Annotated in this window: 15 protein-coding genes; 9 read left to right on the plus strand and 6 right to left on the minus strand. The window is 67.5% G+C overall.

Going from position 1 to position 24,597, the window contains the following annotated elements:
• The first annotated feature begins 65 nt into the window (after window positions 1-65).
• The gene (locus EPN59_RS03495) at window positions 66-4,223 is read left to right on the plus strand and encodes a translocation/assembly module TamB domain-containing protein (RefSeq protein WP_293045575.1); all 4,158 of its coding nucleotides are present in this window, start codon (window positions 66-68) and stop codon (window positions 4,221-4,223) included.
• A gap of 75 nt (window positions 4,224-4,298) precedes the next feature.
• Here EPN59_RS03495 and metG read toward each other — a convergent pair whose 3' ends face one another.
• Entirely contained in the window at window positions 4,299-6,464 is a 2,166-nt protein-coding gene (gene metG / locus EPN59_RS03500) for a methionine--tRNA ligase (RefSeq protein ID WP_293036907.1), read from the minus strand.
• Between the two features lie 330 nt (window positions 6,465-6,794).
• Entirely contained in the window at window positions 6,795-7,445 is a 651-nt protein-coding gene (locus EPN59_RS03505; protein WP_293036909.1) for an OmpA family protein, read from the minus strand.
• A gap of 280 nt (window positions 7,446-7,725) precedes the next feature.
• Here EPN59_RS03505 and apbC point away from each other — a divergent pair, with 280 nt between their 5' ends.
• The 5 genes from apbC to EPN59_RS03530 all read left to right on the plus strand — a co-directional run bounded on the left by apbC (window position 7,726) and on the right by EPN59_RS03530 (window position 13,414).
• Entirely contained in the window at window positions 7,726-8,814 is a 1,089-nt protein-coding gene (gene apbC / locus EPN59_RS03510; protein WP_293036911.1) for an iron-sulfur cluster carrier protein ApbC, read from the plus strand.
• A gap of 122 nt (window positions 8,815-8,936) precedes the next feature.
• Window positions 8,937-9,512, plus strand: a complete 576-nt coding sequence (locus EPN59_RS03515; protein WP_293036913.1) for a superoxide dismutase family protein — start codon at window positions 8,937-8,939, stop codon at window positions 9,510-9,512.
• 232 nt (window positions 9,513-9,744) lie between these two features.
• Entirely contained in the window at window positions 9,745-10,314 is a 570-nt protein-coding gene (gene dcd / locus EPN59_RS03520; protein WP_293034664.1) for a dCTP deaminase, read from the plus strand.
• Between the two features lie 95 nt (window positions 10,315-10,409).
• Complete coding sequence (locus tag EPN59_RS03525; protein WP_293045556.1) at window positions 10,410-12,689, plus strand: arginine/lysine/ornithine decarboxylase; 2,280 nt, start codon at window positions 10,410-10,412, stop codon at window positions 12,687-12,689.
• A 5-nt stretch (window positions 12,690-12,694) separates the two neighbouring features.
• Window positions 12,695-13,414, plus strand: a complete 720-nt coding sequence (locus EPN59_RS03530; protein ID WP_293045559.1) for a lysozyme inhibitor LprI family protein — start codon at window positions 12,695-12,697, stop codon at window positions 13,412-13,414.
• Window positions 13,415-13,452: 38 nt separating this feature from the next.
• Here EPN59_RS03530 and EPN59_RS03535 read toward each other — a convergent pair whose 3' ends face one another.
• The 3 genes from EPN59_RS03535 to EPN59_RS03545 all read right to left on the minus strand — a co-directional run bounded on the left by EPN59_RS03535 (window position 13,453) and on the right by EPN59_RS03545 (window position 16,914).
• On the minus strand, window positions 13,453-14,373 hold the full coding sequence (locus EPN59_RS03535) for a bestrophin family ion channel (protein WP_293038547.1): 921 nt from the start codon (window positions 14,371-14,373) through the stop codon (window positions 13,453-13,455).
• A 152-nt stretch (window positions 14,374-14,525) separates the two neighbouring features.
• Window positions 14,526-15,935 carry an argininosuccinate lyase gene (gene argH / locus EPN59_RS03540; RefSeq protein WP_293038551.1) on the minus strand — a complete coding sequence of 470 codons (1,410 nt, stop codon included), beginning with the start codon at window positions 15,933-15,935 and terminating at the stop codon, window positions 14,526-14,528.
• A 160-nt stretch (window positions 15,936-16,095) separates the two neighbouring features.
• Complete coding sequence (locus EPN59_RS03545; protein WP_293038554.1) at window positions 16,096-16,914, minus strand: helix-turn-helix transcriptional regulator; 819 nt, start codon at window positions 16,912-16,914, stop codon at window positions 16,096-16,098.
• A gap of 214 nt (window positions 16,915-17,128) precedes the next feature.
• On the opposite strand from EPN59_RS03545, the gene EPN59_RS03550 reads away from it, so the two are divergent.
• Window positions 17,129-17,893 carry a class I SAM-dependent methyltransferase gene (locus EPN59_RS03550; protein ID WP_293038556.1) on the plus strand — a complete coding sequence of 255 codons (765 nt, stop codon included), beginning with the start codon at window positions 17,129-17,131 and terminating at the stop codon, window positions 17,891-17,893.
• A 100-nt stretch (window positions 17,894-17,993) separates the two neighbouring features.
• On the opposite strand, the gene ppc is transcribed toward EPN59_RS03550, so the two are convergent.
• A complete protein-coding gene (gene ppc / locus EPN59_RS03555; RefSeq protein WP_293038559.1) occupies window positions 17,994-21,107 on the minus strand; it encodes a phosphoenolpyruvate carboxylase in 3,114 nt (1,037 codons plus the stop codon).
• A 330-nt stretch (window positions 21,108-21,437) separates the two neighbouring features.
• Between ppc and hemC the strand changes: the two genes are divergently transcribed.
• Entirely contained in the window at window positions 21,438-22,499 is a 1,062-nt protein-coding gene (gene hemC / locus EPN59_RS03560) for a hydroxymethylbilane synthase (protein ID WP_293045562.1), read from the plus strand.
• Window positions 22,499-24,595, plus strand: coding sequence for a fused uroporphyrinogen-III synthase HemD/membrane protein HemX (gene hemDX, locus EPN59_RS03565; RefSeq protein WP_293045565.1), 2,097 nt, complete (start codon window positions 22,499-22,501; stop codon window positions 24,593-24,595). The genes hemC and hemDX overlap by 1 nt, the downstream gene beginning before the upstream one ends.
• Window positions 24,596-24,597: the final 2 nt, after the last annotated feature.

Raw genomic sequence — 24,597 nt, forward strand, 5'->3', positions numbered from 1 at the left:
GCTGGAGCCGCTGCGGGAGCCGCCGTATGAGCGCGCGTTTTGTCGTCGGCTGGATCATGCCTGCCATGGCTGCGCTCGATCGATTCGGCGCAGACGGTGCGGCGGGCGGCGGCGCACCGCCCGGGGAGCCGCCGTCCGGCCAGGGCGCTGAACCGCCGTCACCGCCGCCGCGCAGGATCGTGCGCGCGCTCGCGTGGACAATCGCGGTGCCCGTGCTGATCGTCGCGCTCGTGGCGGGACTGCTTTACGGCGCGGCGACGACCGAGCGCGGCACGGCGCTCGCGTGGCGCGCGGCGGTGAGCGTGCTCGGCGGGCAGCTTGCGGGCACGCTGGAGGGCGGCACGCTCGCAACGGGCCTGCGAATGCGCGATGTGCGCTGGCACGACGCGCAAGGCGCGACCTTTGCTGTCGATCGCGTGAGCGGCAAGTGGGCGCTCTCGGCGCGGCCATGGCGCTTCGTCGTGGATTATCTGGACATCGGCGATGTCGATCTGCGCCTCGTGCCGTCCGCCGAGCCGTCCACGCCGATGTCGCTGCCCGGCGATCTGCAATTGCCGCTCGCGCTCGACATTCGCGATCTGCGCGTGGCGAAGCTCACGCTGCACGAAGGCGCTTCGACGACGGAATTCGCGCGCTTCGTGTTTCACGGGCGCAGCGACGGGCGGCATCACGAGGCCGTGGTCGAGCAGCTCGACACGCCGTACGGCGCGGTGAGCGCCCGCGCGAAGCTCGACGGCGTGCAGCCGTTCCCGCTCACGGGCGACCTCCGCTACGCGGGCAAGGTCCGCGACGAGGGCGTGCAGGTGAGCGGGCGCGTCGGCGGCATGCTGGCGGCGCTCACCGCCGATCTCGACGCGAGCGGCATGAAGCTCACGGGCCGCGCGCATGTCGAGGCGACGCCGTTTGCGGCCGTGCCACTCAGGCGCGCGACACTCGCGTTCGATCACGTCAATCCGCAGGCTTTTTCGCCCGGCGCGCCGTTCGCCGATCTCGCCGTGCGCGCCGATCTTCAGCCGGTGCAGGGTGCCGCTGCGCCGCTCACGCCGGATGCGGCGGCTTCGGCGGCTTCGGAAACGGCGGCGCAGGCCGGTAAGAACGCACAGCAAAACGTGCGCGCCGCGGGCTTCACGGTCGCAGGCAACGTCTCGATCGTGAATGCGAAGCCGGGCGCGATCGACGCGAAGCTGCTGCCGCTCGTCGAGGCGCGCAGCGACGTCGTGCTCGACGCGCATACGCAGCGTCTTGCGAACCTCGACGTGCGGCTCGTAAAGGGCGCCACGCTGAAGGGCGGCGGCACGATCAGCGGACGCAACGGACGCTTCGACCTCAAGGTGGCGAACCTCGACCTGAACGCACTCGAGGCGCGCGTGCGGCCGACGCAACTGGCCGGTCCGATCACGATCCACCTTGCTGGCGACGTGCAGAGCATCGCGCTCGACCTCGCCGATCCGAAGGCTGCACTGCGTGCGCAGGGCAAGGTGACGTTCGATCCCGCGCGGCTCTCGTTCAACGACGTGCGCGTGAGTTCGGGCGCGGGCCGTCTCGACGTGTCGGGCGCGATCAAGCACGACGCGAATTCCACCTACACGCTCAAGGCGGCGCTGACCAATTTCGATCCGCTCTCGCTGACGACCCAGGCGCCCCAAGCGCCCCAAGCGCCCCAAGCGCCCCAGTCAACATCGCGTGCCGCGTCGCCTGCCGCTGCGCGCACGCCGCCGCAACGCGTCACTGCACGCGTGAACGGCACGCTCAACGCGACGGGCACGCTTGCGCCCGCGTTCACGACCCGGGCCGAATTCAAACTCGGCCCGAGCGTTTATGCGGACCTTCCGCTCACGGGCGAGGGCCTCGTCCAGCTCGCGGGCTCGCGCATCCTGCCGAGCCACGCGAATCTCTCGGTGGCAGGCAACGACGTAGCGTTGCAGGGCAGCTTCGGTGCACGCGGCGACCGGTTGCGCTTCAACGTGGATGCACCGCAGCTCGACCGGCTCGGCTTCGGCGTCGCCGGGCAGATCGCGGCGAATGGCGACCTCACCGGCACCTTCGCGCACCCCGACGTCGCACTCGATTACAAGGCCGAGCGTGTCGTGTTCGGACAGACGCGGCTCGGCCACGCGCAAGGGCATGCGGAACTGCGCGACGGCGCCAACGGCGCGCTCGAATTCAGCACCGATGCGAGCGGAATCGCCGTGGCGGGCGTCGATATCGCGACGCTCACCGCGCGCCTCACGGGCACGCGCGCGAAGCACACGCTCACCGCGAGCGCGAAGGGCAAGGTGCAGGGCCAGGCCGTCGACGTGCAACTGGCCGCGAACGGCGGACTCTCCGAGACACGCGACGGCACCCGCTGGGACGGCACCCGCTGGGATGGCACCATCACGCAGTTGCAGAACCGCGGCGCGCCCGACATCGCCCTCGCGTCGCCGCTCACGGTGAGCGCGGGTGCGGGCAGGCTCACGCTCGGCGCAACGCGTCTCGCGCTGGTGGGCGCGTCGCTCGAACTCAAGTCATTCGATTTCGATCATGGCCGTATCCGCTCGTCGGGCTCGCTCACGAACGTCTCGCTCGCACGCGTGATGCAACTGCGCCAGCAGTTCACGGGCGTGCAGTCGAATCTCAGGACCGATCTGGTCTTCGACGGCGACTGGAACTTCTCGATTGGCCAGAGCGCGACGGGTTATCTGCAGATCAAGCGCCGCTCGGGCGACATCACGGCCGAGGTCGGGCGCGGCGTGGCATCGCTCGGCATCGGCGATCTCAATGCGCGCGCGGTTTTCAGCGGCGGCAACCGGCTCGGCGTGACGGCGCGCGCGCAGGCGAGCCGCGTGGGCGTGCTCGACGTCGATGTGTACACGACGCTCACGCCGCGCGACGGCGTCCTCACGCTCACCAACGAAGCGCCGGTCGGCGGCACGATCAAGGCGAATGTGCCGTCGCTCAAGACTACCGGCGGCCTGTTCGGCCCCGGCTATCTGCTCGATGGCCGTCTCTCGCTGCAACTGGCGCTCGCCGGTACGCTCGCGCGGCCGAACGTTTCGGGGCCGCTCGTCGGCGACGGGATTTCCGCGACGCTCGTCGATCAGGGCATGCAGCTCAAGGACGGCGTGATCCGGGTGATGCTTTCGCAAAACCTCGTCGAATTCCAGCAGGTGGAGTTTCACGGCGCGAGCGGCACGCTGCGGGCGACGGGCCGCGTTCGCCTCGACAACGACGAGCCCGATCTCACGGCGAGCCTCGTCGCCGACAAGCTCGAACTGTTCGCCGCGCCGGATCGCCGCCTGTCGCTCTCGGGCAGCGCGAGCATTGCGAACGGCGGGCATCTCGGCGACATGGAGATCGACGGCAAGTTCACCGTCGATCACGCGCGCTTCGACATGCCCGAATCGCCCGCGCCGGAACTGGGCGACGACGTGGTGATCCTGCGTCCCGACGGCACGACGCGCGGCGGGCCGCCGCCGCTCGAAGCGCAGGCCCAGAAGGCCGGCACGCGGCCCGCGCCGCGTTTTGCGCCGCGCGCGCACATCGACATCGACCTCGGCCACGACTTCCGCTTCAGCGGACGGGGCGCGGATCTCGGCCTCGCGGGCACGATCACGGCGATGAGCGAGCCGTCCGTGCCGCTGCGCGCGGTGGGCAACGTGCGCGTGACGGAAGGCTCGACGTACACGGCGTTCGGCCGCAAGCTCGCGATCGAGAACGGCTTTTTCACGTTCAACGGGCCAGTGGCGAATCCGGGTATCAACATCCTCGCGATGCGGCGCAACCAGCAGGTCGAGGCGGGCGTGCAGGTCACGGGCACGATCCAGGCGCCGGTCGTGAAGCTCGTTTCCGAGCCGAACGTGGTCGACAACGAAAAGCTCTCGTGGCTGCTGTTCGGCCACGGCACCGACCAGGGCAACAACGTTGGCCAGCAGAGCGCGATGACGACGGCGCTGGCGTTGCTCGGCAGCGCGAGCGGCAAGCGCATCGCGCAGTCGGTGGGGCTCGACGAATTCTCGATCGGGCGCAGCGAGGTGGGCCTGACCGACCCGCAGGTGGTGATGATTGCGAAGGCGATCAACGAATGGTTCGTGATCGGCTTCGAGCAGGGTCTGCAGTCGGCGGCGAACGCGGTCAAGGCGACCGTGAACCTCACGCGCTACTGGTCGGTGTCCGCATATGGCGGCACGTTCTATGGCTCCGATGTCAATTACACGCGGCGCTTCGACCGCATCCGGTGGTAGTCCGCCGGGCCCGCGATGAACCAAAAAAAAAGCACGCCCGCAGGCGTGCTCGTGTGGCGGCAGAAACGCAGCGCGTCAGCGCACGCGCATCCCCGGTTTCGCGCCGCTGTGCGGCTCGAGAATGTAGAGGCCGGGTTCGGCCTTCTCGTTGGCCGACGAAGCCGCGAGCACCATTCCTTCGGACAGGCCGAACTTCATCTTGCGCGGCGCGAGGTTCGCGACCATCACCGTGAACTTGCCCTTGAGGTCCTCCGGCTTGTAGGCCGAGCGGATGCCCGAGAACACGTTGCGCGTGCGCTCTTCGCCCACGTCGAGCGTCAGTTGCAGGAGCTTGTCCGAGCCCTCGACAACCGCGCAATCGACGATCAGCGCGATGCGCAGGTCGATCTTCGCGAAGTCGTCGATCGAGATGATTTCGGGCGTTTCCGGTTCGGCCCTGGCGGCTTCCTTGCCTGCTTCCTTCGAGGCCTTCGACTTCTGCTTTGCAGCGGCAGCGGCAGCGGCGGCGGGCGCTTCGGCGGCCTGCAGCGAATCGCGGTTCGCGGCGAGCAATGCTTCGATCTGCTTCGGATCGACGCGCGTCATGAGGTGCTTGTACGCGTTGATCGGCTTGGCCGACGAGAGCGGCTGCGTCGCGTCGGCCCAGACGAGCGGCGCGATCGACAGGAAGCTTTCCACGCCTGCGGCGAGCGTCGGCAGCACCGGCTTGAGCGCGAGCGAGAGCAGACGGAACGCTTCGAGGCTCACGCTGCACGTTTCGTGCAGCGCGGCGGAGTTGGCCGGATCCTTCGCCTGTTCCCACGGCTTCGCAGTATCGACATAGGCGTTGACGGCGTCGGCGAGTTCCATCGTGTGGCGCAGCGCGCGGCCGTAGTCGCGCGACTCGTAGTGCGCGGCGATCTGCGGGATCGCATCGCGCAGTTGCGCCACCAGCGGATGCTGCATCGCGCTGTCGTTCACGCGGCCGTCGAAACGCTTGATGAGAAAGCCCGCCGCGCGGCTCGCGATGTTGATGTACTTGCCGACGAGGTCGCTGTTCACGCGCGCAAGGAAGTCCTCGAGGTTCAGGTCGAGGTCTTCCATCGTGCCGTTGAGCTTGGCCGCGAAGTAGTAGCGCAGCCACTCGGGATTCAGGCCCGTCGTGACGTAGCTTTCGGCCGTGATGAAAGTGCCGCGCGACTTCGACATCTTCGCGCCGTCCACCGTGAGAAAGCCGTGCGCGAACACGTTGGTCGGCGTGCGATGGCCCGAGAATTCGAGCATCGCCGGCCAGAACAGCGTGTGGAAGTACAGGATGTCCTTGCCGATGAAGTGATACTGCTCGGTCTTCGCGCCGGGCTTCACCCACGCGTCGAAGTCGAGGCCGCGCTGCTCGCACAGGTTCTTGAAGCTCGCGTAGTAGCCGATCGGCGCGTCGAGCCACACGTAGAAGTACTTGCCCGGCGCGCCCGGAATCTCGAAGCCGAAGTACGGCGCGTCGCGCGAGATGTCCCAGTCGGCGAGCTTCGATTCGCCCGCTTCGCCCAGCCACTCGCGCATCTTGTTGGTGGCTTCGGGCTGCGCGAGGCCGCTCACCCAGCTGCGCAGGAACTGCTCGCAGCGCGGGTCGGAGAGGCGGAAGAAGTAATGCGTCGAGGTCTTGCGCACGGGCGTCGCGCCCGAGACGACCGAGTACGGATTCTTCAGATCGGTCGGCGCGTAGGTGGAGCCGCACACTTCGCAGCTGTCGCCGTACTGGTCCTTGGCGCCGCATTTCGGGCACTCGCCCTTGATGAAGCGATCCGGCAGGAACATGTTCTTGACCGGGTCGTAGGCCTGCTCGATGTCGCGCGTGTCGATCAGACCGGCTTCCTTGAGCGCCAGATACACCGACTCGGAGAGCGCGCGGTTTTCTTCGGAGTCCGTCGAGTAGTAGTTGTCGAACGAAATGCCGAAGCTGTCGAAGTCGCGCTTGTGCTCCTGCCAGACGCGCGCGATCAGCTGCTGCGGCGTGAGGCCTTCCTTCTCGGCGCGCAGCATGACGGGCGTGCCGTGCGTGTCGTCGGCACCGACGTAGTAGACCTCGTGGCCATGCATTCGCAGCGCGCGAACCCAGATGTCCGTCTGGATGTACTCGACCAGGTGGCCGATGTGGATTTGCCCGTTGGCGTAGGGCAGGGCGGACGTGACGAGAATCTGGCGGCGGGCCTGCTGAGCCTGGTGTGTGCCGGCGGCACTGAGGTCGGTGGCGGGTGCTGACATAGGGAGGGAGTCCGGTGATGCGGGAGGTCGAAACTGCGATTTTAGCAGGGCTGTCGGAGTGCGCATTCCGGGCCGGGAGTGATGCGCGCGGCGTCCGGGCAGGCCGAGGACAACCCGCGGGCAGACCGCCGACAGAATCAGCGGGCAAAAAAAACCGGGGCGCGATAGCCCCGGAGCAACAACGACAAGAGGAGAATGGTGACGCGGCGGCTTCGCCAGCCACGTACCGTCAATACAGACCGCCGTTGGGCGGGAGAGTTCGAAGTTTTTTCGATTCTCTCGCCGCTGCCGCCGGGCGAGGCCTCGCCCGGCCCGGCGGTCGTCCTGCCGTTAGCCTTGATGCTGCGCCGTCGCGCGCAGATAGATCTCCACGCGCCGGTTGGCTGCACGGCCTGCCTCGGTGTTGTTGTTCGCGATCGGCTGGGTGTCGCCGCGGCCCTCAGCCGCGAGGCGCTGCATCGGGATGCCGCGCGACGTCAGATAATTCACGACGCTCTGTGCACGGTTGACCGACAGCGTCTGGTTGAACGCGGGCTGGCCCGTGCTGTCGGTATGGCCGACGACCTGGGCGACGACTTCCGGGTTCTGCTGCAGCGTCTGCGCGACCTGGTCGAGCACGGGCGCGAACGTCGGCCTGATCGCGTAGCTGTTCGTGTCGAACGTCACGTTGCTCGGGATGTTGAGCTTGAGCGAGCCGTCCGGCTGCTCGGTGATCTGCGTGCCCGTGCCCTTGGTCGCGCCGGAGAGCCGGTTGCGGATGGCCGACCAGTTGTAGCCGGTGATGCCGCCGACCAGCGCGCCGGCGCCGGCGCCGATCGCCGCCCCCTTGCCGCCGCCGAAGATGGCGCCGAGCGCCGCGCCGGTACCGGCGCCGACGCCCGTGCCGACAGCCGTGTTCGTGCCCTGCTGGGTTGCGCAGCCGGCGACGAGTGCTCCGGCGACGACGAATACGGACAGGCGAGTCATGATTCTTGTGTTCATTTTGATTCCTCTCTTGAGTGGGACAAGACTGCCGCCGACGTCGGGCGGACGGCTCGCAGGCCCCGGCTGGAGTCAGGGTCTTCGGGCGGCGCGAGTCGGCAGCTACTACAATGGCGGCTTGAAGGCCTGTATCGCGAGCTTCGCGGCTTCGAATCCGACGTCGCGAAGCGTGCCTTGCCGGCAGAAATATCGCAATCCAGCTTAACAATTTCTTTCGAATTTTGGTGCCAGCGCGGCTAGGCGGTTCACGCGCGGCGGCCTGCGTTTTCACGGAGTAGCAATGAGCATAGATCGGGCTTTGGTCGACGCCGCGCTCGCGGCCCTCACGGATCCGAACACGGGTCACCCGTATTCGACGGGTAAGGGCGTGCGTAATGTCACCGTCGAGGGCGATGGTGTCGGCGTGGAAATCGTGCTCGGCTATCCGGCGAAGAGCCAGGCCGACGCGATCCGCGCGCAGGTCGAGGCGGCGCTCGCCGCCGTGCCGGGCGTCAGGTCGAGCCGCGTCGCGGTGCGCACCGAGATCGCCGCGCACGCCGTTCAGCGCGGCGTGAAGCTGCTGCCGAACGTGAAGAACATCGTGGCGGTCGCGTCGGGCAAGGGCGGTGTCGGCAAGAGCACGACGGCCGTGAACCTCGCGCTCGCGCTCGCAGCCGAAGGCGCCTCGGTGGGCGTGCTCGACGCCGATATCTACGGCCCGTCGCTGCCGATGATGCTCGGCATCCACGGCCGCCCCGAATCTCCGGACGGCCAGTCGATGAACCCGCTCGAAGGCCACGGCGTGCAGGCGAACTCGATCGGCTTCCTGATCGAGGAAGACAACCCGATGGTGTGGCGCGGCCCGATGGCCACGTCGGCCCTCGACCAGCTGCTGCGCCAGACCAACTGGCGCGATCTCGACTATCTCGTCGTCGACATGCCGCCGGGCACCGGCGACATCCAGCTCACGCTCTCGCAGCGCGTGCCCGTGACGGGCGCCGTGATCGTCACGACGCCGCAGGACATCGCGCTGCTCGATGCCAAAAAGGGCCTCAAGATGTTCGAAAAGGTCGGCATTCCGATTCTCGGCATCGTTGAGAACATGGCCGTGCACGTCTGCTCGAACTGCGGGCACGCCGAGCATGTTTTCGGCGCGGGCGGCGGCGAGCGCATGGCGCAGCAATACGGCGTCGAGGTGCTCGGCAGCCTGCCGCTCGACATCGCGATCCGCGAGCAGGCCGACTCGGGCAACCCCACCGTCGTCGCCGATCCGAATGGCCGCATCGGCGAAACGTATCGCGCCATCGCGCGGCGCGTCGCAATCCAGATCGCCGAGCGCGCACGCGACATGACGTCGAAGTTTCCGAGTATCGTCGTGCAGAACACGTAACCCGTGCGCCCTTGCTGCGTGGGCCTGAGCGCGCCTTTTCGGCGCGCGTGCGGGTATCATGTGGCTCCATCGGGTCCGGTACGATGACCGCAGGGGCGGCTCCCGGTTGCCAGGAGGATTGCATGGGAAAAGGAAACGACTGGCTAGCGGGATGTGCAGCGCGGTTTGTCGCTGGGGTCGCCTCGCGTTTTGCATATGTCGTACCGGTAGTCGCCGGCTGCGTGCTGCTGAGCGGCTGCGCCGGTTTCATGGGGCAGCAGGACAAGCGCGCGACCGCGCAGCTGCTGCCCACAATGGGTAGCCAGGTGCGCGGCACGGTTTCGTTCGTCGAACGTTCGGACGGCGTGCAGGTCAATTACAACCTCGCCGGTCTGCCGAACAACAGCGATCACGCCCTGCAGGTCCACGAACGCGGCGACTGCAATGCCGCCGATGCATCGAGCGCGGGCCCTGTCTTCGCGCCCGCCGCCGACCGCCTGAAGCCCGGCGTACGCGTGGAGGGCGATCTCGGCAACATTCACGCCGATTCGAACGGCGTTGCCTCCGGCTTCATCGTCGCACCCGATGTTTCGCTCGACGGCGTGCGCTCGGTGCTCCAGCGCGCCGTGCTGGTCCACCGCGAACCGATCGACCCCTACGCCTACCCGCAGCACGGCACCGGCACGGCGCTCGCATGCGGCGTGATCCGCGCCCAGTGAGCGTGCTCTTTTGTCGCGCTGCGCCCCGCGGCGCGGCGGCAGGGCGGGCTTCGACCAGGTTCGGGCAGGTTTGGGACGGCTGTGCCGGGCGTGGTGCGCACGGGGTGCAGGGGCTGCACGTGTTGCGCGGATGCACGGCTGCCACGCGTTGCCGGCGCGCATTCCGGCATGCCAATCCACATCGCGTAAAATAAGCGCCTTTCGTCTTTTAGCTGGCACGCAGCGACCCAATATGGCAATCAAATCCGACAAGTGGATCCGGCGCATGGCCGCAGAGCACAAGATGATCGAGCCGTTCGTGCCCGACCAGATCCGCACGTCCGAGGACGGCCGCAAGATCGTGAGCTACGGCACGTCGAGCTACGGCTACGACATTCGCTGCGCCGACGAATTCAAGATCTTCACGAACATCAATTCGACGATCGTCGACCCGAAGAACTTCGACGAAAAGTCGTTCGTCGATTTCCGGGGCGACGTGTGCATCATCCCGCCGAATTCGTTTGCGCTCGCGCGCACGGTCGAGTATTTCCGCATCCCGCGCAACGTGCTGACCGTGTGCCTCGGCAAGTCCACGTACGCGCGCTGCGGGATCATCGTGAACGTCACGCCGTTCGAGCCGGAATGGGAAGGCTACGTGACGCTCGAATTCTCAAATACGACACCTTTGCCTGCGAAAATCTACGCGAACGAGGGCGTCGCGCAGGTGCTCTTCTTCGAGAGCGACGAGATCTGCGACGTGTCTTACGCGGATCGCGGCGGCAAGTACCAGGGGCAGCACGGGGTCACGCTGCCGAAAACCTGATCCGGCATCGATGTGGGCCTGAACTCACCGCTCATACGAAATACGGGGACCGCTGTGCAACACATGCAGCGGTCGTTTCTTTTGGAGAATCGCCCATGAAGTTTCGTTTTCCCGTCGTCATCATCGACGAAGATTTCCGCTCCGAGAACATCTCGGGTTCCGGCATCCGTGCACTCGCCGAAGCGATCGAGAAAGAGGGCGCGGAAGTCCTCGGGCTGACGAGCTATGGCGACCTGACGTCGTTCGCGCAGCAGTCGAGCCGTGCCTCGTGCTTCATCCTGTCGATCGACGACGACGAATTGCTGCCGTACGTCGAAGGCGGCGGCGAGGAAGCGCCCGAGCACGCGCCCGCGATCATCGCGCTGCGCGCGTTCATGGAAGCCGTGCGCCGCCGCAACGCGGACATCCCGATCTTCCTGTACGGCGAGACGCGCACCTCGCGCCATCTGCCCAACGACATCCTGCGCGAGCTGCACGGCTTCATCCACATGTTCGAGGACACGCCGGAGTTCGTTGCGCGCCACATCATCCGCGAGGCGAAGGTCTATCTCGACGCGCTCGCGCCGCCGTTCTTCAAGGAGCTTGTCAAGTACGCGGACGAAGGCTCGTACTCGTGGCACTGCCCGGGTCACTCGGGCGGCGTGGCGTTCCTGAAGAACCCGCTCGGCCAGATGTTCCACCAGTTCTTCGGCGAAAACATGCTGCGTGCCGACGTCTGCAACGCCGTCGACGAGCTCGGCCAGCTGCTCGACCACACGGGCCCGGTCGCGGCCTCGGAGCGCAACGCGGCGCGCATCTTCAGCGCGGACCACGTGTTCTTCGTCACCAACGGCACGTCCACCTCGAACAAGATCGTCTGGCACGCAACGGTCGCGCCGGGCGACGTCGTGCTCGTGGACCGCAACTGCCACAAGTCGATCCTGCATTCGATCACGATGACGGGCGCGATCCCCGTGTTCCTCACGCCGACGCGCAACAACTTCGGCATCATCGGTCCGATTCCGCGCGACGAATTCAAGCCGGAAAATATCCGCCGGAAGATCGAGGCGAATCCGTTCGCACGCGAGGCGCTCGCGAAGAATCCGAATCTCAAGCCGCGCATCCTCACGATCACGCAGAGCACCTACGACGGCGTGATCTACAACGTCGAGATGATCAAGGATCTGCTCGGCGACATGCTCGACACGCTGCACTTCGACGAAGCATGGCTGCCGCACGCCGAATTCCACGACTTCTACCAGGACATGCACGCCATCGGCGCGGGCCGCCCGCGCACGGGCGCGCTCGTGTTCGCGACGCACTCCACGCACAAGCTGCTCGCGGGCATTTCGCAGGCTTCGCAGATCGTCGTGCAGGATTCGGAGAACAGCGTGTTCGACCGTCACCGCTTCAACGAAGCGTATCTGATGCATACGTCGACGAGCCCGCAGTACGCGATCATCGCGTCGTGCGACGTGGCCGCCGCGATGATGGAGCCGCCGGGCGGCCCGGCGCTCGTGGAGGAATCGATCGCCGAGGCGCTCGACTTCCGCCGCGCCATGCGCAAGGTGGACGCCGAATACGGCGACGACTGGTTCTTCCAGGTCTGGGGCCCGGACGAGCTGGCCGAAGAGGGCATCGGCTCGCGCGAGGACTGGATGCTGCGCCCGAACGATCACTGGCATGGCTTCGGCGCGCTCGCCGAAGGCTTCAACATGCTCGACCCGATCAAGGCGACCATTGTCACGCCGGGCCTCGACGTGGACGGCGAATTCGGCGAGACCGGCATTCCGGCCGCGATCGTGACAAAGTACCTGGCCGAGCACGGCATCATCGTGGAGAAGACGGGTCTGTACTCGTTCTTCATCATGTTCACGATCGGCATCACGAAGGGCCGCTGGAATTCGATGGTCACCGAACTGCAGCAGTTCAAGGACGACTACGACAACAACCAGCCGCTCTGGCGCGTGCTGCCCGAGTTCGTCGCGCAGCATCCGGCGTACGAGCGCATCGGCCTGCGCGACCTGTGCCAGCAGATCCACAGCGTCTATCGCGCCAACGACATCGCGCGCCTCACGACCGAGATGTACCTCTCGGACATGGAGCCCGCGATGAAGCCGTCCGACGCGTTCGCGAAGCTCGCGCACCGCGAAGTGGAACGCGTGGCCATCGACGAACTCGAAGGCCGCGTCACGTCGATCCTGCTCACGCCGTATCCGCCGGGCATTCCGCTCCTGATTCCGGGCGAGCGCTTCAACAGGACGATCGTGAACTACCTGAAGTTCGCGCGCGAATTCAACGAGCGATTCCCGGGATTCCACACGGACATCCACGGTCTGGTCGGCGAGATGATCAACGGGCGCATCGAGTATTTCGTCGATTGCGTGCGCAACTGATTGCGATGAGGAAAGGCAAGACGATGCGCGTCGCGCGGCTGGGCGCCGGTTTGCGCGCTGCATCGCTGACGATGGCGGCGTGGCTGCTCTTCGCGGGCCACGCGCATGCCGAAGTGGGCGCCGCCGATCCGATCGATACGGCCATGCGCACGTGTCTTGCGCGCGCGGACCGTTCGTCGGCGGCGGGGCAGGTGCAGTGCATGGACGACTCGCGCACCGCGTGGCGCAGCGCCGCCGACAGCGCGTTCATGCAACTGCTCGCGAAGCTGCCGCCCGCGCGACGCGTGCGCTGGCAACTGAGCGAAACGCGCTGGGTGGCGTGGCGCGACGCCGAGGACATCATGCTCGCCGCGGCGTTCGATACGTCGAGCGGCTCGTCCTACAAGCTCTACGAAGCGGATATGCGGCTGCAGCCGGTGCGCGACCGCGCGCTCACGCTGCGCGCCGAAGCGCGCGCGCTTGCGGGCCAGCCGATGCCGCGCGCGCGCGCGTGTTCGGCGGACGCGCGCTGCGAGCACGTGAACTACGATCTGAACCGCTATTACCGCAAGCTCTACGCTCGCATGCCCGCGCACGGACGGCCCACGGTCGCGCGTGCGCAGGCCGCATGGCGCGCCTATAGCGACGCGACCACGCCGCTCCTCGACGAACACGCGCGGCTCGATTTTCTGGGGGCGCGGCTCGCGACGCTCAAGCGGCTCTCGGAGACCGTGGGCAATCGCTAGCAGGTGGTTGTGGTGGCAGCACGCCGCCGACGCGGCGCTCAGTCGATGAGGAATTCTTCGGGCGTGCGCACAGGCACAGTCGTGGGATCGCCGAGGAGGTCGTGCAGCGCGACCCCGATCTGCGTCGACATCGTCGTGAGCGCGAGGTCGTTGTCTTCGGTGCCGAACGGGTCTTCGATCTGCGCGGCAATCGTTTCGTGCGCCATGAATGCGTAGGCAACGAACACCGCGAAAATCGGCGTCGCCGCGCCAATGCTGTCCACGAGGCCGAACGGCAGCATCGCGCAGAAGAAGTACACGGTGCGATGGATCATCACGGTGTACGCGAACGGCAGCGGCGTCGAGGCGATGCGTTCGCAGCCGCCGATCACATCCGAAAGGGCATTCAGATTGCGCTCGAATGCGAGCACGGCCCAGCCGTCGAGACCGCCTTCGCGCGCTTCCCGGCGCATCCATTCCGATGCGCACATCAACAGCGTGGCCGGACGAAAGCGCGAAGCCATCACGCGTTCGAACAGCGCGGGCGGCAGATGCGTCTTGAGATCGTCATGCGGGTCGGTGTTGCGCAATTGATGGCGCAACGCGTGCGGCAGCGCGCAGAGCAGCGTGACGAGTTCGCGCGTACGCGGGCGAGGGTCTTCGTCGTTCGCGAGCGTCAGCGCCTGGCGCGTGAGCGAGCGCGACTCGTTGAGGAGCAGGCCCCAGAGCTTGCGGCCTTCCCAGTAGCGGTCATAGCTCGCGTTGTTGCGAAAGCCGAGGAACACCGCGAGCGCGATGCCCATCAGCGAGAAGGGCACGGTGCTCAGATTGACGGTGACTTTGATGAGGTGATCGTGCGAAGCCACCGCGACGATCGACACGCACAGCACGAGGAAGAGCCGGGGCAGCAGCTCGGGCAGCACGGAGCCGCGCCACGCGAGCAGCATCCTGAACCAGTGCAGGTTGGGACGGACGATCATTGGAAAACAAAAGGCAGGGGAACAAGGCCGGCGGAGCCGGCCGGGACGCACGGGGCGCGGCACAGGCTGCCGCGCCGTGCGTCATGCACGCAGGCGTGCAGGCGTTACATGACGCGTTGCTCGACGTGTTGCTCGACGTGTTGCTCGACGCGTCACTTGACGAGCGCGGCGCGCGCCGCTGCGATGGCCGCGCGGACCTGCTCCGGCGCGGTGCCGCCCGGATGGTTGCGCGCCGCGACCGAGCCGTCGAGCGTCAGCACGGCGAACACGTCGTCGCCGAGCAGATGCGACACGGCGGGCAGCTCGCGGCGCATTTCGTCGAGCGTGAGGTCCGCGAGATCGCAGTTGCGGTCCACGCAGATGCGCACCGCGTGCGCGACTGCTTCGTGCGCGTCGCGGAACGGCAGGCCGCGCTTGACGAGGTAGTCGGCGAGGTCGGTGGCCGTCGAGAAGCCTTGCAGCGCCGCCGCGCGCATCGACTGCGCCTTCACGGCGATGCCCGCCACCATTTCGGCGAAGATGCGCAGCGTGTCCGCGACCGTATCGACGGTATCGAACAGCGGCTCCTTGTCTTCCTGGTTGTCCTTGTTGTAGGCGAGCGGCTGGCCCTTCATCAGCGTGAGGAGCGCCATCAGATGGCCGTTCACGCGGCCCGTCTTGCCGCGCGCGAGTTCGGGCACATCGGGGTTCTTCTTCTGCGGCATGATCGACGAACCGGTGCAGAAGCGGTCGGCCAGATCGATGAAGCCGACGCGCGGGCTCATCCACAGCACGAGTTCTTCCGAGAAGCGCGAGACGTGCGTCATGACGAGCGCCGCGGCAGCCGTGAATTCGATCGCGAAGTCGCGGTCCGAAACGGCGTCGAGCGAGTTCGCGCAGATGCCGTCGAAGCCGAGCGTCTTCGCCACCGCGAAGCGGTCGATCGGGTAGCTCGTGCCCGCAAGCGCCGCCGCGCCGAGCGGCAGGCGGTTCACGCGTTTGCGGCAATCGACCATGCGCTCGCTGTCGCGCGTGAACATCTCGACGTAGGCGAGCAGGTGATGGCCGAACGTGACCGGCTGCGCCACCTGGAGGTGCGTGAAGCCGGGCATGATCGTGTCCGCGTGCTGTTCCGCGAGGTCGAGGAGGGCGGCGCGCAAGTCGCCGAGCAGGCCGCCGATGCGGTCGATCTCGCCGCGCAGCCACAGGCGGATGTCGGTCGCGACCTGGTCGTTGCGCGAGCGGCCCGTGTGCAGGCGCTTGCCCGCATCGCCGATCAGCGCGGTCAGGCGCGCTTCGATGTTCAGGTGAACGTCTTCGAGGTCCAGTTGCCACTCGAACTCGCCGCGCTCGATTTCGCCCTTGATCTGCGCCATGCCGCGCTGGATCGCGGCGAGGTCGTCGGCGGCGATGATCTTCTGCGCGGCCAGCATCGACGCGTGCGCGAGCGAGCCCTCGATATCGACGATCGCGAGGCGCTTGTCGAAGAAGACCGACGACGTATAGCGCTTGACCAGCTCCGACATGGGTTCGGAGAAGCGAGCCGACCAGGCTTCGCCTTTTTTGTGCAGTTGGGACGTCATGGTGTTGAGCGATGAGCGGTGGGATGGCGAGCCCCGCGGCGTGGCGGCTTGTCGCGTGCCGGCGGCGCGCGGCGGGGAAAAGCGCGATTTTACCATCGGCGGCTGACGGACTGGCGCCGCTGGCGCGGCTGGCGCTTCCGGTGACGCCGGCTGGCGGCGCTCAGAGCCGGACCAGCACCACGAGCTTCAGATCTTCCCGGTGCGCGGGCTTGAACGTGATCTGGTCATAGGCGACGCGGCCGTGGCGCGGGTGATTGAACTCGCGCCGCCCGCCCTCGCGCTCGAACACGTCCTGCGAGGCCCAGAAGCGCGAGAATTCGTCGCTCGCGGCGATCAGCGACTCGATCAGCGCGTGCGTGGGCGCGTCGTTCAGGTGCCGGATCGAATCGGCGCGGAATTCGGCGGCGAGCCGCCGGGCGCGCGTGGCCCAGTCGACGATCAGCTCGCGCGCGAGCGGCTCGGTGAACGTGAAGCGCAGCAGGTTGCGGTCGTGGTCGCCGTCGAGCCAGCCCGTGAACAGGTCCGCCGCGTGGCCGTTCCAGGCGAGCGCCGTCCACTGGCGGTCGAGCACGTACGCGGGCGCGTTCACGAGTTGAACGGTCTGCAGGAGCGTGGCGGGCGCGTCGGCGGCGTTGGCCGGATCGGGCTCGGCGGGATCGCGCTGCGCGGCGAGTTCGAACAGATAGGCGCGTTCCGCGCGCGAGAGCTGCAGCGCAACGGCGATGCGCGCGAGCGCGTCCGCCGACGCCGACACGGGCCTGCCTTGCTCGATCCACGTGTACCAGGTGGGACTCACGCCGCACAGCTGGGCGACTTCCTCGCGGCGCAGGCCCGGCGTGCGGCGGCGCGGGCCGGGCGGCAGCCCCACGGCCTGCGGCGACAGGCGCTCGCGATGGGCGCGGATGAACTCGCCGAGCGCTTGCGCGGGCGTGGCGTCGAGGGTTCGGCTGCTGGCGGCTTCGGGGGCGTCGAGACTCATAAGCTGGAACGGGTGCTGGCGATACCAGAATATCCGCTTAACTTGTACTGGTACAAACGGGCCTCTATTGTAGCGTCTGATGTGATGAAAGGCCCGCCGCGTCAGACGCTCGGCGAGATGTCGCCGGGTGCCACCGAGTGCCACCGTGCGTCCCCGCGCTTGCTGACGCGCGCTGGCGTCCCACAATACAGCCGCAAGCCATGAGGAGCATTCGATGAAGCACCACGACCAGGTCGCCGACGCGTTCGGCACGAGCGCCGCCGCTTATCTCACGAGCCAGGTCCACGCGACCGGGGCTGATCTGGAGCATCTCGCCGCCACGTTCGCGGCGACCAACGGCCACGCGACGGTGCTGGACATGGGCTGCGGCGCGGGCCACGCGAGCTTCGCCGTGGCGCCGCACGTGCGCGAGGTGGTGGCCTACGACATCGCGCAGCCCATGCTCGACACGGTTGCCGCCGCCGCCCGCGAGCGCGGGCTCGCCACGATCCGCACGCAGCAGGGCGCGGCGGAAACGCTGCCGTTTCCCGATGCCACGTTCGACTGGGCGATCAGCCGCATGAGCGCGCATCACTGGCGCGACGTGCCGCGCGCGCTGGCCGAGGTGCATCGCGTGCTCAAGCCGGGCGGGCGGCTGAAGTTCATCGATATTGCGGGGATCGACGACCCGCTTTACGACACGCACATCCAGGCGATCGAGGTGCTGCGCGACGCATCGCATATCCGCGACTATCGCGCCGACGAGTGGATCGCCATGCTCGATCGTGCGGGCTTTGCGGCCGGCGTGACGCAGCGCTGGCGGATCGCGCTGGAATTCGATTCTTGGGTCGCGCGCATGCGCACGCCGCCCGAGCGCGTCACCGCGATCCGCTCGATGTGGGAACGCGCGCCCGATGAGGTGCGCCACTATTTCGATGTGCAGGGCGATGGCTCCTTCAAGCTCGACGCGCTGATGATCGAGGCGACACGGCGGGATTGAGGCATCGCGGCGTTCTGTGTTTCGTACCGACAAAAACGGCGTCGTGCCCGCGAAGGCACGACGCCGTTTTTCATGACGCAGAGAGCCGGGCTTTAAGGGCTCAGCCCGTATTGCGCAGGCCCGCCGCGATCCCGTTGATGGTCAGGTGAATGCCGCGCCGCACGCGCGGGCTCGGGTCGCCCGCGCGATAGCGCTTGATCAGTTCCACCTGGAGGTGATTGAGCGGATCGAGATACGGGAAGCGGTTCTTGATCGAACGCGCGAGCAGCGGGTTATCGGCGAGACGGCCGCTTGCCCCCGTGATCTCGTTGAGCACGCGCGTCGTGCGCTCCCATTCCGCGACGATGCGCTCGAATACATGCTTGCGCAACTTCTTGTCGGTCACGAGCTGCGCGTAGCGCGACGCCACCGCGAGGTCCGTCTTCGCGAGCGTCATGTCCATGTTCGACAGCAGGTTCGAGAAGAACGGCCAGTCCTTGTACATCTTCTTGAACATCGCGAGGCGGCGCGTGCGCTCGGCCTGGCTGCCCGCAGCGTCCAGATACGACGTCACGGCGCTGCCGAAGCCGTACCAGCCCGTGAGCAGCAGGCGGCACTGGCCCCACGAGAAGCCCCAGGGAATCGCGCGCAGATCTTCGATCTTGCGGTTCGCCGGGTCCTGGAGCTTGCGCGACGCGGGCCGGCTGCCGATGTTCAGCTCGGCGATTTCGGTGATCGGCGTGGACGAGAAGAAGTAGTCGGTGAAGCCGGGCGTCTCGTACACGAGCGAGCGGTACGCGGCCATCGCCGCATCCGAGAGCGTCTGCATGATCGCTTCGAATGCCGACAGTTGCTCCGGTGCGTTGCCGGCCGTGCTGCCCGCTGAATTGCCCGCCGTGTCACCGCAAGGCAGCAGCGTCGCTTCGAGCGTTGCGGCAATCACGGTTTCCAGATTGCGGCGGCCGATCTCCGGGTTGCCGAACTTGCTCGCGATGACTTCGCCCTGCTCGGTCAGGCGGATCTGGCCTTCGACCGTGCCCGGCGGCTGCGAGAGGATCGCGCTGTAGGTCGGGCCGCCGCCGCGGCCCACCGTGCCGCCGCGGCCATGGAACAGGCGCAGCCGGATGCCGCGCTCGCGATGCAGCGCGACGAGCGCGAGTTCGGCGCGATACAGCTCCCAGTTCGACGTGAGGAAGCCGCCGTCCTTGTTGCTGTCCGAGTAGCCGAGCATGATTTCCTGCTCCTTGCCCTGGTGCTCGACGATGCTGTCGATGCCCGGCAGCGCGAGCAGGTCGCGCATGATGTTCGGGGCGTTGCGCAAGTCGGGGATCGTCTCGAAGAGCGGAATCACCATGAGCGCGGCGCGCGCGGGGTCGTCCGCATGGCCGAGACGCCCGCTCACGAGGCCCGTTTCCTTCTGCAGAAGCATCACTTCGAGCAGGTCGGAGACGGTTTCGGTGTGCGAGATGATGTAGTTGCGCACCGCGCGCGCGCCGAATTTCTCGCGCGTCACGCGCGTCATCTCCAGCACGCCGAGTTCGCTCTTCACACGGTCCGAGTAGTCGAGATGCGGCGAGCGCAGCGTGCGCGGGTCGGCAAGCTGCGTGAGCAGCACGGTCTGCTTGTCCGCTTCGGACAGCCCGGCATAGTCGGCTTCGAGGCCCGCGCGCGCGAGCAGCTCGGCGATCACGGCTTCGTGGACGTCCGAGCTTTGGCGCAGGTCGATCGACGCGAGATGGAAGCCGAACACTTCGACGGCGCGCAGCAACGGCGCGAGGCGCGGCGTGGCGAGCGAAGCGCCATGATGCTCGGCGAGCGAGTCCATGAGGATGCGCAGGTCGCGCGAGAATTCGCTAGCGTCGGCGTAAGGCTGCGCACGCACGGGCGCGGCGCCGCGGCCCGCGCTGCGCACCGCAACCACGCCTTCGCCCAGCCGCACGCGCGCGCTCGCGGCGAGCCGCGTATAGACGCCGATCAGCGCGCGGCGATACGGCTCGTCGACGCGATGCGGCGACTGGTCGGGCGAGGCGTCCGCGAGCGCCTTGAGTTCGGCGCTCGCGCCCGCGAGCAGGTTCGACACGGAAAGCTCCGCGCCGAGCCGGTGCACTTCGTCGAGATAGTGCTGCAGGATCACGTGCGCCTGGCGCTCGCTCGCTTCTTCGAGCGTGGCGGCAGTGACGTTCGGATTGCCGTCGCGGTCGCCGCCGATCCAGCTGCCCATCTGGAAGAACGCGGGCAGGCGCGCGCTCACGCCGTGCTCCTTCAGCGAGGTTTCGATCTCGCCGTACAGCGCGGGGATCTCGGTGAGGAAGGTCGTGTGGTAGTACGAGAGCGCGTTTTCGATCTCGTCGCCGACAGTCAGGCGCGACGCGCGCAGCATGCGCGTCTGCCAGAGCGACGTCACGCGCGCGCGCAGCAGCGCTTCGTTCAACGTGCGTTCGCGATGCGTGAGCGGCTGGTCGCGCTCGGCGAGCAGGCGCGCGATGTCGTGCTGCGAATCGAGCGTGCTCTTGCGCTGCACTTCCGTGGGGTGCGCGGTGAGCACGGGCACGATCAGCGCGTCGTTGAAGAATTGCTGGAGCACCGGCGTCGCGGCGGCGCCCGCCTCGGCGAGGCGTTCGAGCGAATGCGAGATGGTGCCCGGCTGCGGCGCCGAACCCGCGAGATCGTGGATGCGGTGACGGCGGTTGCGGTGGCGGTCCTCGGCGATGTTGGCCAGATGCGAGAAGTAGCTGAACGCGCGCACGACGCTCACGGTCTGCTCGGGCGAGAGCGTGCGCAGCTGCTTGTCGAGCGCGAGCGCTGCGGTGTTGTCGTCTTCGCGGCGAAAGCGCACGGCGGTCTGGCGGATCGTCTCGACGACGTCGTACACCGCATCGCCTTCCTGCTCGCGCACGACTTCGCCCAGCAGACGCCCGAGGAAGCGGATGTCCTCGAAGAGCGGCTGGTCCTTGTCGTCGCGCGTGCGGCCATTGCGCGCGGGCTGCGGCGCTTTGGCAGGGGCTGCAGGGGGGATCTTCGTTTCCGGAACGGCGGATTTCGATTTCGCAGTTGCCGCTTTCTCCGTTTTTTTCGTGGCGGACGCGATGGCCGCTTTCGTGGCTTTGGCCATGGCCTTGGCCGTGGCTTTGTCCGTTCGTGCGGCTTGCTTCTTCGAGGGGGTGTCGGCCGTCGAAGAATCGTTCTGCGATGCGTTATTGCGGCGCTCTGCGCGCGCCGATCCGGAAGACTTCACGATGATTTCCTTGATGCTTGCAGGGGGTGAGTCGGTTAATCGGGGGAGACTGCCAACTGCGCGAGCCCCGGCCTGGGCCGGGTTCGGTACTGCGGGTGCAACCTGGAGCGGGTAGGGGTGTTACCCGGCGCAACTGCGGCGAACAGCGTCGATGCGGCGCGATGGATGCCAACAGCGGATTCAGCGGAAAGAGCGGGAATGGCGGCAAAAAGCGGGCGGCTTGCGCGCTGTCGCCGGACATCCCCGTGGGGACTGCCCTGAGCGGAGCGCGTGCTAACATTGCCTGTTATCCGAATCTGTTCTCCGAACCTGTCATTCGACTTCCTGGCCATGAACTCCGAGATGTTATCCACGCCCACGCCCCGTACGCTTGTGATCGTTTCACGGGAGAGCCGCCTTGCGATGTGGCAGGCCGAGCATGTGCAAGCTACGCTGCGCAAATTATATCCATCCTGTGACGTGAAAATCGTCGGAATGACGACGCGCGGCGATCAAATTCTCGACCGCACGCTCTCGAAGGTCGGTGGCAAGGGGCTGTTCGTGAAGGAACTCGAGCAGGCGCTCGCCGAGGGCCAGGCCGATCTCGCCGTCCATTCGCTCAAGGATGTGCCGATGGAGCTGCCCGAAGGCTTCATGCTCGCGGCCATCACGGAGCGCGAAGACCCGCGCGACGCGTTCGTCTCGAACGACTTCGATTCGCTCGCGGCGCTGCCTGCGGGCAGCATCATCGGCACGTCGAGCCTGCGCCGCGAAACGATGATCCGCGCGCGCTATCCGCATCTGGAAATCCGGCCGCTGCGCGGCAACCTCGATACGCGTCTTGCCAAGCTCGACCGCGGCGACTACGCGGCGATCATTCTCGCGGCAGCGGGTTTGAAGCGCCTCGGCCTCGGCGCACGCATCCGCGCGCTGATCGAAACCGAAGACAGCCTGCCGTCGGCTGGCCAGGGCGCGCTCGGCATCGAGATCCGGGCCGACCGCGCCGACGTTGCGGCGTGGCTCGCGCCGCTGCACGACGATGCAACCGCGAAGGCCGTCGAGGCCGAACGCATGGTGTCGCGCGCGCTCGGCGGCAGCTGCTCGGTGCCGCTCGCGGCCTATGCGCACTGGCAAGACGGGGCGCTGCGGCTGCGCGGCACGATCGCCACGCTCGATGCAAGCCGCGTACTGGCCGCCGAGGGCGCATCGCCCGCCGCGAGCGTCGAAGACGCCATCAAGCTCGGCCGCGAAGTGGCCGACTCGCTGATCGCGCAGGGCGCGCTCGACATCGTGCGTGCGCTGTCCGAAGCAGCGCTGGCCGAAGGCGCGCCGAACACGCCGCCGGGCACCGGGCGCAATACGCCAGGCAACACCCCGGGCAACGAGGCGGGCGGCACCCCGTCCGGCATGTGATGACCGGCGCCGCGGATCAAAACGCGGCCCGATCGGGCCAGTCCGACGAGTGGGGCGGCCCGGCGGAGCGTGCGCCGGCTTCCACTCCTTTTACTGCTGTCATCACCCGGCCGTCAGGTCAGTCCGAGGCGCTCGTTGCGCGCCTCGCCGCGCGCGGCATCCGCACGCTCGATTTCCCGCTGATTGCCATCGAACACGTGCGCGACGCCGCAGCGCTCGTCGCGGCGCTCGGCGCGCTCGACCGCTATGCGCTCGTCGTGTTCGTCTCGCCGAATGCCGTCGATCGGGCATTCGCCGCTTACGCCCCGATTTCCTCGATCTGGCCGTATGCGCTGCCGGTAGCCGTGGTCGGTCCGGCGAGCGTCGCGGCGCTGGCGCGGCACGGTGTCGCCGCGCCCGCGTATCGCGTGGTCAGCCCGGCGGGCGGCGCCGATGAAGAAGCCGCGCGGTTCGATTCCGAAGCGCTCTACACCGCACTCGAAGCGCATTTCGGCGCCGACGGGTTCGCGGGCAAGCGCGTCCTGATCGTGCGCGGCGACGGCGGCCGCGAATGGCTTGCCGACCGTCTGCGCGAAGCGGGCGCCGAAGTCGAACACGTGGCCGCTTACCGGCGCGCCGTGCCCGAACCGCCGATGGCCGCCTGGACCCAGGTTCACGCGCTGCTCGCGGGCGCGCCGCACGCGTGGCTCGTGACGAGTTCCGAGGGCGTGCGCAACCTCGCCGAACTGGCGCGCGAGCACCTGACAGCAGGCGAAATCGCCGAACTGCATCACGCGCCGCTCGTCACGCCGCACCCGCGTATCGCCGAGACGGCGCGGGGAATGGGTTTTGATAGGATTACGCTGTCCGGCGCGGGCGACGAGCGCATCGTCGAGGCGCTGGAGCGACTCGCTTCTTCCGTTGTTCAACCGGTTCAGAACCATCCGGCCCCAGGGCCGGCACAATCACGCATGACTGATTCGAACAATTCCGGCAACGTAGCGCAGCCTGGCGCCCCGTCCGCGGGCGCGACATCCGGTTCTTCACCCGTACGCCCAGCCTGGGCCGCCGCCACGTCGGCGTCGGCACAGCCGTCCGGGCGGCGCGGCGCAGGCACCGCCTTGCTGTGGCTCGTCGTGGCGCTGGTCGCGGGCGGAGCGGGCGCGGGCGGCTTCGTGCTCAACCGCAAGCTCGATCGGGTCGATCAACAACTGGTGCAGCACCAGCAGGCCGCCGATCAGCAGATGGCCGCGCTGCGCGCGCGCGCCGATCAGGCCGCTGCGGGCGCGCAGCAGATCGACCGGCAGATCGCCCAGCTCGAAGGCAAGATCGCCGACGCGCAGACCGCGCAGCAGGCGCTCGCGCAACAGTACGCGGACCTCGCGAAGAATCACGACGAATGGACGCTCGCCGAGGTCGGCCAGATGCTCTCGAGCGCGAGCGAACAGCTTCAGCTGACCGGCAACACCCAGCTTGCGCTGTTTGCACTGCGCAGCGCCGATACACGCCTTGCCGCCACGGCCAGCCCGCAGGCGCTGGTCGTGCGCAAGGCCATCGCGCACGACATCGAAAAGCTCCAGGCCGCACCGTCCACCGATCTCGCGGGTCTTGCGATCAAGCTCGACACGGCGCTCGGCGAGGTCGACTCGCTGCCGCTCGCGGGCGAGGAGATCGTCGCGCGGACGAAGCCGCAGGCCGGCGCGCCCGCCGACATCGGAAAGATCGCTGCCGAGAACCACGAGCCGCGCTGGAAAGCGTGGCTCAATACGTTCTTCGCGGGCATCGGCCGCCAGATCACGAGCCTCGTGCAGGTGCGCCGCGTCGATAACGCCGACGCCATGCTCATCGCACCCGAGGAAGGCTACTTCGTGCGCGAGAACCTGAAGATGCGCCTCGTTTCGGCGCGCCTGTCGCTGCTCTCGCGCAACCAGGAAGCGCTCAAGTCCGACCTGGCCGCCGCCGACGCCGCACTCGCGCGCTACTTCGACAGCGCGTCGAAAGACACGCGTGCTGTGCGCGATCTGGTGAAGCAGGTGCAGGATGGCTCGAAGGCGGTCGTGCTGCCGAACCTCGACACGAGCCTGCAGGCGATCCAGCAATACAAGAGCCGGGGGTAAGA

This window comes from Paraburkholderia sp., assembly GCF_004298475.1.
Classification (GTDB): Bacteria; Pseudomonadota; Gammaproteobacteria; order Burkholderiales; family Burkholderiaceae; genus Paraburkholderia; species Paraburkholderia denitrificans.

Coding starts and splice junctions, on each gene's coding strand:
- EPN59_RS03505 (WP_293036909.1), bottom strand. CDS start 7,445: ATGAACACAAGAATCATGACTCGCCTGTCCGTATTCGTCGTCGCCGGA.
- EPN59_RS03515 (WP_293036913.1), top strand. CDS start 8,937: ATGGGAAAAGGAAACGACTGGCTAGCGGGATGTGCAGCGCGGTTTGTC.
- EPN59_RS03535 (WP_293038547.1), bottom strand. CDS start 14,373: ATGATCGTCCGTCCCAACCTGCACTGGTTCAGGATGCTGCTCGCGTGG.
- argH (WP_293038551.1), bottom strand. CDS start 15,935: ATGACGTCCCAACTGCACAAAAAAGGCGAAGCCTGGTCGGCTCGCTTC.
- apbC (WP_293036911.1), top strand. CDS start 7,726: ATGAGCATAGATCGGGCTTTGGTCGACGCCGCGCTCGCGGCCCTCACG.
- metG (WP_293036907.1), bottom strand. CDS start 6,464: ATGTCAGCACCCGCCACCGACCTCAGTGCCGCCGGCACACACCAGGCT.
- EPN59_RS03495 (WP_293045575.1), top strand. CDS start 66: ATGGCTGCGCTCGATCGATTCGGCGCAGACGGTGCGGCGGGCGGCGGC.
- EPN59_RS03530 (WP_293045559.1), top strand. CDS start 12,695: ATGAGGAAAGGCAAGACGATGCGCGTCGCGCGGCTGGGCGCCGGTTTG.
- hemDX (WP_293045565.1), top strand. CDS start 22,499: ATGACCGGCGCCGCGGATCAAAACGCGGCCCGATCGGGCCAGTCCGAC.
- dcd (WP_293034664.1), top strand. CDS start 9,745: ATGGCAATCAAATCCGACAAGTGGATCCGGCGCATGGCCGCAGAGCAC.
- EPN59_RS03550 (WP_293038556.1), top strand. CDS start 17,129: ATGAAGCACCACGACCAGGTCGCCGACGCGTTCGGCACGAGCGCCGCC.
- EPN59_RS03525 (WP_293045556.1), top strand. CDS start 10,410: ATGAAGTTTCGTTTTCCCGTCGTCATCATCGACGAAGATTTCCGCTCC.
- hemC (WP_293045562.1), top strand. CDS start 21,438: ATGAACTCCGAGATGTTATCCACGCCCACGCCCCGTACGCTTGTGATC.
- EPN59_RS03545 (WP_293038554.1), bottom strand. CDS start 16,914: ATGAGTCTCGACGCCCCCGAAGCCGCCAGCAGCCGAACCCTCGACGCC.